Annotated in this window: 7 protein-coding genes and 1 pseudogene; all 8 read left to right on the forward strand. The window is 62.6% G+C overall.

The annotated features are described in order from the left end of the window. Positions 1-83 precede the first annotated feature (83 nt). The 8 genes and pseudogenes from radA (at position 84) to KP004_RS19330 (ending at position 11,106) form a co-directional block, all read left to right on the forward strand. Positions 84-1,445 (forward strand): DNA repair protein RadA, encoded by a 1,362-nt coding sequence (radA, locus tag KP004_RS19290; RefSeq protein ID WP_216800010.1) that lies wholly within the window; start codon positions 84-86, stop codon positions 1,443-1,445. 126 nt (positions 1,446-1,571) lie between these two features. Next, positions 1,572-1,928, forward strand: a complete 357-nt coding sequence (gene dksA / locus KP004_RS19295; RefSeq protein ID WP_183343984.1) for an RNA polymerase-binding protein DksA — start codon at positions 1,572-1,574, stop codon at positions 1,926-1,928. A 38-nt stretch (positions 1,929-1,966) separates the two neighbouring features. Then, positions 1,967-4,270 carry a GAF domain-containing sensor histidine kinase gene (locus KP004_RS19300; RefSeq protein ID WP_216800011.1) on the forward strand — a complete coding sequence of 768 codons (2,304 nt, stop codon included), beginning with the start codon at positions 1,967-1,969 and terminating at the stop codon, positions 4,268-4,270. 170 nt (positions 4,271-4,440) lie between these two features. Next, entirely contained in the window at positions 4,441-5,055 is a 615-nt protein-coding gene (locus KP004_RS19305; protein WP_216800012.1) for a hypothetical protein, read from the forward strand. Between the two features lie 422 nt (positions 5,056-5,477). Beyond that, positions 5,478-6,630 (forward strand): annotated as a pseudogene (gene chrA, locus KP004_RS19310) (chromate efflux transporter). A gap of 139 nt (positions 6,631-6,769) precedes the next feature. Next, complete coding sequence (locus tag KP004_RS19320) at positions 6,770-7,411, forward strand: flavodoxin family protein (RefSeq protein ID WP_216800015.1); 642 nt, start codon at positions 6,770-6,772, stop codon at positions 7,409-7,411. 158 nt (positions 7,412-7,569) lie between these two features. Next, complete coding sequence (locus KP004_RS19325; protein WP_216800016.1) at positions 7,570-7,998, forward strand: bacteriohemerythrin; 429 nt, start codon at positions 7,570-7,572, stop codon at positions 7,996-7,998. A 330-nt stretch (positions 7,999-8,328) separates the two neighbouring features. Next, positions 8,329-11,106 carry a response regulator gene (locus KP004_RS19330; protein WP_216800017.1) on the forward strand — a complete coding sequence of 926 codons (2,778 nt, stop codon included), beginning with the start codon at positions 8,329-8,331 and terminating at the stop codon, positions 11,104-11,106. The last annotated feature ends 42 nt before the right edge of the window (positions 11,107-11,148 follow it).

Consider the following 11,148-nt stretch of genomic DNA (forward strand, 5'->3'; position numbering starts at 1 on the left):
AACGCGCGCCGCAGTTGACACGTTTTCCCAAAAAGCTTAGGATTACGTAGTTTTTGACCCGCGATCCGCGGGGCTGGGGGGGTATGGCAAAGGTAAAGGTGAAGACCGGGTACGTCTGTTCCGACTGCGGCGCGACCTATCCCAAATGGCAGGGGCACTGCGGCGCCTGCGACGCCTGGAGCACCATCAAAGAGGTGCGCCTGGGCGCCGAGCCCCGTGCCGGCCGCCGTGACGGTTTCGCCGGAGCCACCTCGGCGGTGACCTTGCTGGGCGAGGTGAGCTGTACCGAGGAGGCCCGCTTTTCCAGCGGCAGCGAAGAATTCGACCGGGTGCTGGGGGGAGGTTTCGTCCCCGGCTCCGTCATCCTGATCGGCGGCGACCCCGGCGCCGGGAAGAGCACCATCCTGCTGCAGACCATGTGTCACGCCGCGGCCAGCAAGGAGGTGCTCTACGTTTCCGGAGAGGAGTCGCTGCAGCAGATCGCGGGGCGCGCCCGCAGGCTGCAGCTGCCGCTGGACCGGGTCAAGATGCTGGCGGAGAGTTCCGTGGAGCGGGTCCTGGAGGCGGCCGAGAGCGTACGCCCCGAGGTGGTGGTCATCGACTCGATCCAGGTGATGCAGTCCGCGGGGATCGACGCGGCCCCGGGCGGGGTGTCCCAGGTCCGCGAGTCCGCAGCGGCCTTCACCTGCTACGCCAAGACCTCCGGTGTGGTGCTGATCATGGTCGGCCACGTCACCAAGGACCAGGCGCTGGCCGGCCCCATGACCCTGTCGCACATGGTCGACACCCAGGTGATGCTCTCCTCCACCGAGGACGCCCGCTACCGGCTCATGCGCACCACCAAGAACCGCTTCGGCCCGGTGAACGAGCTCGGCGTGTTCGCGATGACCGAGCGGGGGCTGCGCGAGGTGAAGAATCCCTCGGCCATCTTCCTGACCCGCACCGAGACGGAGGCGCCGGGGAGCCTGATCAGCGTGCTCTGGGAAGGTACCCGGCCGCTGCTGGTCGAGATACAGTCGCTGGTGGTATCGGCCCAATACGGCTCGCCGCGCCGACTCGGCATCGGCCTGGACCAGAACCGCATCGCCATGATCCTCGCCGTGATCACCAAGCACGGCGGGCTGGTCCTCGCCGATCAGGACGTCTTCGTCAACGTGGTGGGAGGGATCCGGGTGCTGGAAACCAGCGCCGACCTGGCCGTGGCCTTGGCCATCGTCTCCAGCTTCAGGAACTCGGTGCTGCCCCAGGACCTGCTGGTATTCGGCGAGGTGGGGCTCTCCGGCGAGATCCGCCCGGTTTCCAACGGCGAATCAAGGCTCAAAGAAGGGGTGAAGCACGGTTTCACCCGCGCCATCGTCCCCAAGGGGAACGCACCCAAGAAGGAGATCGCGGGCATGAAGGTCGTCGGGGTCAACTCTCTCGCCGAGGCGCTCGACGCCATCTAGCGCCGTTTCGGGAGGCCGGACGGCCGACATTTGGATTTCGGCAACTTTTGGTTAAGAGGAAAATTTCACTTTACTAATTTACAAAAATCCTCTTTAATGTCGTATTGATTAGAAAGGGTAGGTGTCATGAATTCGGAAAAGCTCGAGTACTTCAGAGGTATCCTCCAGGAAGAGAAACGATCGCTCTTGGAAGAGGCTGGCCGGACCGTCATGGAAATGAACTCCGACACGACCAACTTCCCTGACCCGACCGACCGTGCCACCCAGGAATCGGACCGCACTTTCGAACTGCGCATCCGGGACCGCGAGCGCAAACTGATCGTCAAGATCCAGGAAGCGCTGAACCGCATCGATCAGGGCACCTTCGGCATCTGCGAGGTGTGCGAAGAGGACATCAGTGAAGCGCGCCTGAAGGCCCGCCCGGTGACCACCCTCTGCATCGACTGCAAGATGGAGCAGGAAAAGAAGGAAAGGTTCCGCTAGATCTCCCATCCCACGAGTTTTCGTCCTTCGGAGTGCGCATGGCTGCCCGGAAGGGAAATAACCTCCTGGAGCAAGCGTTACGTGTTGCCCAGTCTTCCGGCCGCTCGCACCAGGGCCGGCTTCGCAGCCTGCTCCGCCTGGCTGCCCGCACCCCCGGCATTGCCTCCGCCGACCTGTTTCTCCCCGATTCCGCAGAACCCGCTCTCAGCGAATGTTTCAGCTCGCTGCTCTCCGGCGCCAGCCGCAGCTGCCTGATCCCTTACGGCCAGGGGTGCGCCGGCCGTGCCGCCTCCGATTTGCGCGAGGTTTATGGCACCTCCGTCGACCTGCACCCCGAGGAGCGCGGCAGCGGTGAGGCCGGCCGGTTCGTCGCCCTTCCCATCCTGGACGGCACCGGGCTCGCCGCTATCCTATCCCTCGCCTGTCCCGACCCCGAGCTTCCCGCCGAAAGCCTGGCGCTTTGCCGGCAACTGGTCCCCGTTTTCTCGCTTACCCTGTCCGGCCTCGCCGCCGAGCAGGAGGCCCACAAGGCCCGCCGCAACCTGTCGCTGCTCGCCTCGCTCGGCCAACTGCTGGCGGCCCCCACCCCGACCGCCGCCCTGCTATCCCAGGTCGTCAAACTCTGCACCGGCTCGGGACTCGCCGGCTGCGCGGTGATCCGGCTCGCCCCCAAGGGGCGCAACCGGGGCAGGGTGTACAAAGGGTGCCACAGCAGTTCCAGACGAGAGCTGACGGCGTTACTCGAGTTCGAGCAGAGGTTCTCGGCTCGCGCCCTTGCCGCCGGCGCCCCCCGTACCGACAAGCTCCCCCTGCCGGGATCGTGCCGCTATGCCCTCTGCGCCCCGCTCAGCTGCAACGGTCAACTCCTGGGCACCCTCTCCCTGTTCGGCAGGGCGGACCTGCTGTCCGCGGAACAGGCGGAATTTACCGGGACCATGGCCCGCCTGGTCGCCGGTGCGCTCACCGAGGCGATCTGCGAGGAGCGGGTGGCGAGCTTCGACACGGAGAACGAGAAGAAACTGAAGGAACTGTCCCTTCTGTACCGGCTGAGCAACACCATGCTCTCCACCATCAAGCTGAACAAGCTGATCCACCTGACCCTTACCGCCCTCACCTCAGGCCCAACACCGTTCTTCGACCGGGCCATGCTGTTTCTCTCCAACGAGCGTTCAGGGTCGCTGGTGGGGATGCTAGGGGTTACTTCCGAGAACGCCCCTCCCCTTCCCATGCCGCAAGGGGGAGGCGACGACCTCCTCTCCAGCCGTTGGGACATAACCGAGGCTGAGATGGCGGCTCAGCGGGAGTCCGAATTCTCCCGGCAGGTGCAGGGCAAGAGGCTGGAGCTGGACCCGACCTTGAACATCGCATCGCAGGCCGTGCTCGAGAGGCGGTTGATATACATCCCGGAAGAGACCGGCATCGGCGCCGACACGGCCGCGGTCTCCCGCACCGCGCTGGCAGCTTCCCCCCTGATCGCCCACGGCCAGACGGTCGGGGTGGTGCTGGTCGACAACGCGCTCACCCTCTCCCCGATCACCCAGGAGCACCTGCGTTTTTTGCAGCTTTTTACCAACCAGGCCGGCATGGCGATCGAGAACTCGATGCTCTACAACCGGATCGAGGACGCCCACCGCCAGTTGAGCGAGGCCCAGGAGAGCCTGCTCCAGAAGGAGCGGCTGGCAACCATCGGTGAGATGGCCGCGGGCATCGCGCACGAACTGAAGGGACCGCTGGTCTCCATCGGCGGTTTCGCCGGGCGCCTCGCGCGCAAGCTCCCCGCCGAGAGCGACGAGCGGGCCAGCGCCGACCTGATCGTGCGGGAGGTCGTGCGCCTGGAAGGGATCCTCTCCGAGATCCTGCTCTTTTCCAAAAAGACCACCATCTGCTACACCCGCTGCAACATCGTGGATATCGTCAACGAGACCCTTGCCATGACCGCGCCCACGGTCGAGGAGAAGCAGATCGAGATCAGCACCAAGTTCCCGCGTCAGCGCCAGTTACTCCTCGGCGACTGCCAGCAGTTGAAGCAGGTGTTTATCAACATCATCCAGAACTCCATCGAGGCCATGGCGCCGGGGGGGCAGCTCTCGATCCAGGTGCACCCCGCCGAGTTGGACGGCAAGGAAGCCATCTCGGTGAAGATCGTCGATACCGGCGGCGGCATCCCGCTCGAGCAGTTGAACAACATCTTCACCCCCTTCTTCACCACCAAGCAGACCGGTACCGGCCTGGGCCTCCCCATCGCCAACCGCATCATCACCAACCACGGCGGCAAGATCCAGGTGGTCAATCACCCCGGCATCGGTGCCGAATTCCGCATCCTCCTGCCTAAGCACTGGTAACGCAGCAAGATCTGCCCGTCTCCCTCTACCATCTGTGCTGGTCCACCCCACCTTTTGTTACGGCCGGCTCTCAACCGGGGTAAAGGAATTCCAAAATTTCTGCTTGCCAAATGGATTGACGCGGTTACGCTCTTCAGGATTAAATATTTCCAATCAAGGAGGGTTTTGACATGCCGTTTAACGACGTCAGCGATCCGGAATTGATCACTCACTCTGCGGCGATGGTAGTGGCGTTCACTCCAGAGGTGTACGCTTACCTCATGTCGCTATTCCCGACCCCTGAATCTTACGCCGAACTCCATGCTCGCCTTGAACGTGGATATCCCGGCTTCCTGAAAGGGGAGCCCGAGGGGGTAAAAGCGTTCGAGGAAGACCGCGAGGCGGTCAAGCAGTTCCTCAACATGCTCAGTGGCCTTGCTAGAAGTGCCGCCATCAAAGATCCGACCATGCCTCAAAAGCTTGGTCTGGTCCGGCTTCCGGCGAAGAATCCCTCCAAAAAGGTGATCCTGACCCAGCCCCACGGTTTCAGAATCATCTATGATGCGCTAGGAAACCTTTTCGCCACCGTCTCCAAGGTTCAAGGCGCGAAGGGGTACCAGGTTTGGCTGTGCGAAGGTGATCCAAACGTTGAGGGGAACTGGAAGCTCATCACATCGGCAACCAACAGCAGGGACATCATGCTGCCCAACATTAACCGTACCACGAACAACTGGCTGAGAATCAGGGCCATTCGCGGCAGGGTCACCGGGCCGTGGTCCAACTTCGTCTCCTTACCCCAAGCCTGATACTTCCAAATGCCTCCGTTGGGACCACGCCCAGCGGGGGCGATCTTCTTTAGGTTCTGGTTCCTATCCGGACCCCACCCCACTTGGCGGTCTTACCTGCCCCTTCGACGATCCAACCTGCAACTTCGACGGTCCAACCTGCAACTTCGACGGCCCAACCTGCAACTTCGACGGCCCAACCTGCAACTTCGACGGCCCAACCTTCAACTTCGACCGTCCAACCTGCAACTTCGACCGCTCAACCTGAAGGGTCAGCAATACGGGCCTTCCCATTGGGTAGGTGATCTTGCGGGTGATCGGTTGGAAGTGGTGACCAGTGTCGGCACCCTTGTGACAGAATGTGCAAACACTGGTAATGTTTTCGGTAGCCTCCACGCCACGAGGGGCAGGGTACCAGGATCGAACCAACGCAGGTAAATGACATGCAAGAAAATGACGACATCAGGAGGGTGACGGGGAAGGAGCCCACCGTGGGACTGTGGGAACTGGTGCTCTATTTCCTTCGTCTAGGTGCCAGCGGCTTCGGAGGCCCGATTGCCCTGGCGGGCTACATGCAACGCGACCTCATCCCACGCGGCTGGATCACGGAGGACGAGTACCGCGAGGGGCTTGCCTTCTCGCAGATGATGCCCGGCCCCCTCGCCGCCCAGCTCGCCATGTGGATCGGATTCATTCGTCACGGCGTGGCCGGCGCTTCCCTGGTCGGCATCGTCTTCATCCTGCCCACCTTCTTGATCGTAATCGCGGTCTCCTGGCTGTACGTTTCCTACCATGGGCTTCCCGTGGTCCAGGCCCTGTTCTATGGCATGGGGCCGACCATCATCGCCATCGTGGCGCTGTCGGCGTATCGTCTCGCGCGCACCACCGTCGGCACCGACCGCCGTCTCTGGGCCATCTTCGTCATGGTAGCCATTATTACCGTGGTCGCTCGCGCCGAAATCGCCCTTCTTTTCGTTGCCACAGGGCTGGTCGGCATGCTCCTTTACTCCCCCCCCGGCAGTCGCCTGAAGCCCCGCAGCATCATGGCTGCCGTACCAACTTTGAGTACCGGCATGGCAACTCCCGTCCTTCTGCAACTGGGAGCTTTCTTCGTGAAGGCCGGCGCCTTCACCTTTGGCAGTGGACTCGCTATCGTACCCTTCCTGCACCAAGGAGTGGTGTTGCGGCACCACTGGCTTACCGAACGGTCCTGGACGCGGTTGCCGTCGGCATCATTACCCCGGGGCCGGTCGTCATCACCGCGGCGTTTGTGGGGTTCCTCGTCGCTGGTTTCTGGGGCGCCCTGGTCGCCTCCGCCGGCGTCTTTCTTCCGGTGTACCTGTGCTGTTCATGGGCAGATACATCCTCCGAAACCGTGACCGGCCCGAGCTCAAGGGATTCGTGAAAGGAGCGACGTCGGCAGCCTCGGGGGCCATTGCCGGAGCCGCGCTAATTCTCGGGCAAGGTTCCATCTTCGACCTCCCGACCGCCATAATCGGCGCAGTCAGTCTCGCCATCCTCTGGCGCTTCAAAATCCCCGAACCGCTGCTGCTCACGGCAGCAGCCATCGCAGGGGTATTTCTCTACGCAGGGTGAGATCCGCCTGCGCTCACAGTTTCCGGACGGGTACTATGGCACCAAAAGGTTCGTACTATCCAGCGTGCGCCCTTTGGTCTATGCTGCCGGAAATCTCGCTGCCATGCCCGCACGGCACATCAATACCAGGAGGACCTCCATGAAAGTCATCGGAATCAACGGCAGTCCCAGGAAACAATGGAACACCGCCCAAGTGCTGCAAAAGGCGCTGGAGGGTGCGGCGGCCCAAGGGGCGGAAACGGAGCTTATTCATCTCTACGACTTGGACTTCAAGGGATGCACCAGCTGCTTTGCCTGCAAGCTCAAGGGGGGCAAGAGCTACGGAAAGTGCGCCATGCGGGACGGCCTGACGCCGGTCCTCGAGAAGATCGCGCAGGCCGACGGGCTGGTGCTCGGCTCGCCGGTCTACTTCGGCAGGGCGACAGGGGAGATGTGCTCCTTCCTGGAAAGACTCCTGTTCCAGTACTTCGTGTACGCGCAGCCGCCTGAGTCACTGTTCGAGAAAAAGATCCGGACCGCCTTCATCTACACCATGAACGTGCCGGAAGCCGTCATGCAGCAGGTCAACTACGCGGTCCACATGGGCGGCAACGAAGCCTTCCTCGGCCGGATCTTCGGCCAGTGCGAAACGCTCTGCTGCAACGAGACCCTGCAGTTCGACGACTACGACAAATACGTCTTCAGCTATTTCGACCCGGAACAGCGGCGGCAAAGGCACAGCGTGCTCTTCCCGGAAAACTGCCGGAAGGCTTTCGAGCTCGGTCGGCGCCTGGTCGCCTAGCCCCTTGGCATTGAAGTGAAAAAGGCACCTGCAGCTTGATGCAGGTGCCTTTTTCGTCATTCTGGGCTGCATAGTACTTTTAGCAGATCACACTTCTTCAAGTTTCATCCCACCCGTTCCGATAACAACCACATGATACTTGAACAGGAGGGCTCTACATGCCTATCGTGACGTGGGATGGAAGTCTGGCGGTCGGACACGACATGATCGACGAACATCATGAACACTTGGTGGAACTGCTCAACAAGACGTACGACGAATTCTGTGACGGGAAGTCCAGAAAGAGCCTCGAGACCGTGCTGGATGAGCTCATCGATTATGCAACCTATCACTTCGCTCAGGAAGAGTTGCTGATGGATAAAGTAGCGTTCCCCGCGAGCGAGGAACACCTGACGGAACATGCCTTCTTCATCAGAAGAATCGGGGAGATCCAGAAGGAGTTCCTGGCGGGAACGAGCGCCATCTCTCTGGAAATCATCACCTTCCTGAAGGACTGGCTCGTCAGGCACATCTCTCAGAAGGACTACGAGTTGGGCGCCTACGCCTCGGCCCACGAAGGGAAACCGGTCGTCATCGACCTCGACTGAAGCCGCAAGTCCGGCGGCACTAAACCCCACTGAGGCGGGGGAGGGATCATGCCATGCATCCCTCCCCCGCTTTTTCGTTTCCTTCCGGATGCGCTCCCTAGAGCTCCCCTGAATTCCGCACTCCCTCACCTCGACAAGATGCCATTGCCTATCAGGACCCGCGCAAAATGGTTCAAGTTCCCACATCCTTTTTCCGATACGGTTGCACTAACAGGATATACGTCAACGGACACAGGGATCGGATATAGGAAAGGTGACCAGAACAGTCATCTCATTGCACAGGTAGAAGCCATGCGGAAATTGATCGGTCGATTGCCGATTCGGAAAAAATTGCTACTGATCCTGCTGATCGCCAGCGGCTTCACCCTGGTGCTCGTCTCGCTCACCTTCGTGGTGGGCACCTTCGTCTTATCCCGCATCGGCATGCACCAGGAACTCTCCACGCTCGCCTCCATCGTCGGACACAACAGCTCTGCCGCGGTAGCCTTCGGGGACAAGAAGGACGCCCAGCGCACGCTGCAGTTCCTCGAAGACAAGAAGTATATCCTCGAGGCCTACATCCTTGCCGAGGACTGGCAGCCTTTCGCCTCTTATCATGCTCCGGGGGTCGAGCCGCAGGCAAAGACCGGCAAAGCCCTGGCCCTCGAGGCGGCAGGGGGGGACCTCTGGGATGTGGACGGCGACATGGTGGTCAGTTCCAAGATCCTCCTGGAGGGGCAGCAGCTGGGGACCGTCGTGATCCGCGCCGACTACCGCGAGGTCAACTCGAAGCTGATCTGGGTGCTCTCAGGCGCATTGCTGGCAATGCTGGGAAGCCTGTTCTGCTCGTACCTGGTCTCGCTGAAGTTGCAGGGGGTGGTCTCGGCGCCCATCATGCAGCTTGCCCGCACCATGGAAGGGGTATCGCGGGACCAGGACTACGCGGTCCGGGTGGAAAAAAGCGGTGACGATGAGCTGGGCGCCCTCATGGAGGGCTTCAACGAAATGCTGGGGCAGATCCAGGCCCGCGACCACGAGCTGGCCAGCTATCGCGATCAGCTGGAGCAGAAGGTGGCACAGCGTACCCAGGAGCTGGAGCTGACCGTGGCCGAATTGCAGCGTGCCATGGAGGCGGCACAGACGGCCAGCCGCGCCAAGAGCCAGTTCCTCGCCAACATGAGCCACGAGATCCGCACCCCTATGAACGGCATGCTGGGGATGACCGAGCTCCTCATGGCCACCAGGCTCGACGAGCAGCAGAACCGTTTCGTCTCCTCGGTACGCCGCTCCGGAGAGGCGCTGCTCAGCATCATCAACGACATCCTGGACTTCTCCAAGATAGAGGCCGGCAAACTGGAACTCGAGGAGACCGCCTTCAACCTGCAGGAGACCGTGGCCGACGTGGTCGAGCTCCTCGCGGAAACGGCACACCGCAAGGGGCTCGAGATCGTCGCCCTGGTGGAAAAGGACGTGCCGCCGGTGCTGGTGGGGGACCAGGTGCGGGTGCACCAGATCCTGATGAACCTGGTGGGCAACGCGGTCAAGTTCACCGACCGGGGCGAGGTGGTGATCCGGGGGACGCTCAAGGAGGAACGCGGCGAGGTGTCCGTGGTGCAGCTCGAGGTGGCCGATACCGGCATCGGCATCCCCCCCGAGGTGAAGGAGCGGATCTTCGAGGTTTTCTCGCAGGCGGACAACTCCACCACCCGCAAGTACGGCGGCACCGGGTTGGGCCTCACCATCGCCCGCCAGCTCGTGGAGCTGATGGGAGGGGAGATCACCCTGGAGAGCGAGCTCGGGATAGGGTCCACCTTCCGGTTCACGCTAAAGCTGCGCCGGGATACCGCGCAGCGCGCCACGCCCCCCGAAGGGGTTTCCCTGGCGGGCTACCGGGCGCTCATCGTGGACGACAACTCAACCAACCTGAGCATCATGCACCACGAGCTGTACGCCTGGGGTATCGGCGCCGACATGGCCGACAACGGGGCGACGGCCCTCGAACTGATGCGGCGGGCGGCCCGGGACAAGGCGCCGTACGACCTGGCCATCCTCGACATGCAGATGCCGGTGATGAACGGCATCGATCTGGCCCGCGCCATCAAGGCGGACCCGGCGCTGGCCTCGACCCGGCTGCTCATGGTCACTTCCGTCGGGCAGTACGGCGACGAGGCGGAGGCGATCAGGGCCGGCATCGGCTGCTACATCAGCAAGCCGGTGCGCCAGTCCCGCCTGTACAACGCCATAATCGATCTTCTGGGGGTGGGGATGAGTCGCGCGGTACGGCCGCAGCTCGACACGGAGCAGGGGACGGCGGCGGCGCTGTCGGCAGCGGTCCTGCTGGTGGAGGACAACCCGGTCAATCAGGATGTGGCAACGGCCATGCTGGAGGCCTCCGGCTGCCGGGTCAGCGTGGCCAACAACGGCGTCGAAGCCCTCGATGCCGTCGCGCACCACGACTTCGACCTGATCTTCATGGATTGCCAGATGCCGCTCATGGACGGCTACGCCGCCACCCGGGCCATCCGGGAGCGGGAGGACGGCGCACCGGAAGGAAAACGGCGCACCATCATAGCCCTGACCGCCCACGCCATGCGCGGCGACCGCGAACAGTGCTTCGCGGCCGGGATGGACGACTATCTGACCAAGCCCTTCACACAGGCACAGCTGGTCGCCATGCTGCAGCGCTGGATCGCACCGCAGGCTCCCTGCGCGGAGGAACCGGCACTATCGGCCGAAGCTGCGGCGACCGACGCCGGCAACGGCATCGATCCTGCGGTCCTGGACGAGATCCGCGCGCTGCAGCTCCCGGGCAAGCCCGACCTGCTGGCCAAGGTGGTCGGGTCGTTCATGAAGTCCAGCCCGCTGCTGGTGGCCTCGATGCGGGAGGGGCTAGCCGGAGGGGATCCGCAGAGGGTGCGCCAAGCCGCCCATACCCTGAAATCGAGCAGCGCTTCGCTTGGTTGCCTCGCGCTCTCCGATACCTGCCGCCACCTGGAGCTGCTGACCGTCGAAGGGGTCCTGGAAGGGGCCGAGCCGCTCGTGAGCCGGATCGAAACGCAGCACCGAAAGGCGGTGGAGTACCTCACCGCACTGCCGGACCTCGCCCCGGGGCCCGAGCAGATCGGATGAGATTGAAGGAAGCAGCCGCACAGACGCTGCCGGTGTAACGAC

The sequence above is a fragment of the Geomonas oryzisoli genome, from assembly GCF_018986915.1.
GTDB classification, from domain to species: Bacteria; Desulfobacterota; Desulfuromonadia; order Geobacterales; family Geobacteraceae; genus Geomonas; species Geomonas oryzisoli.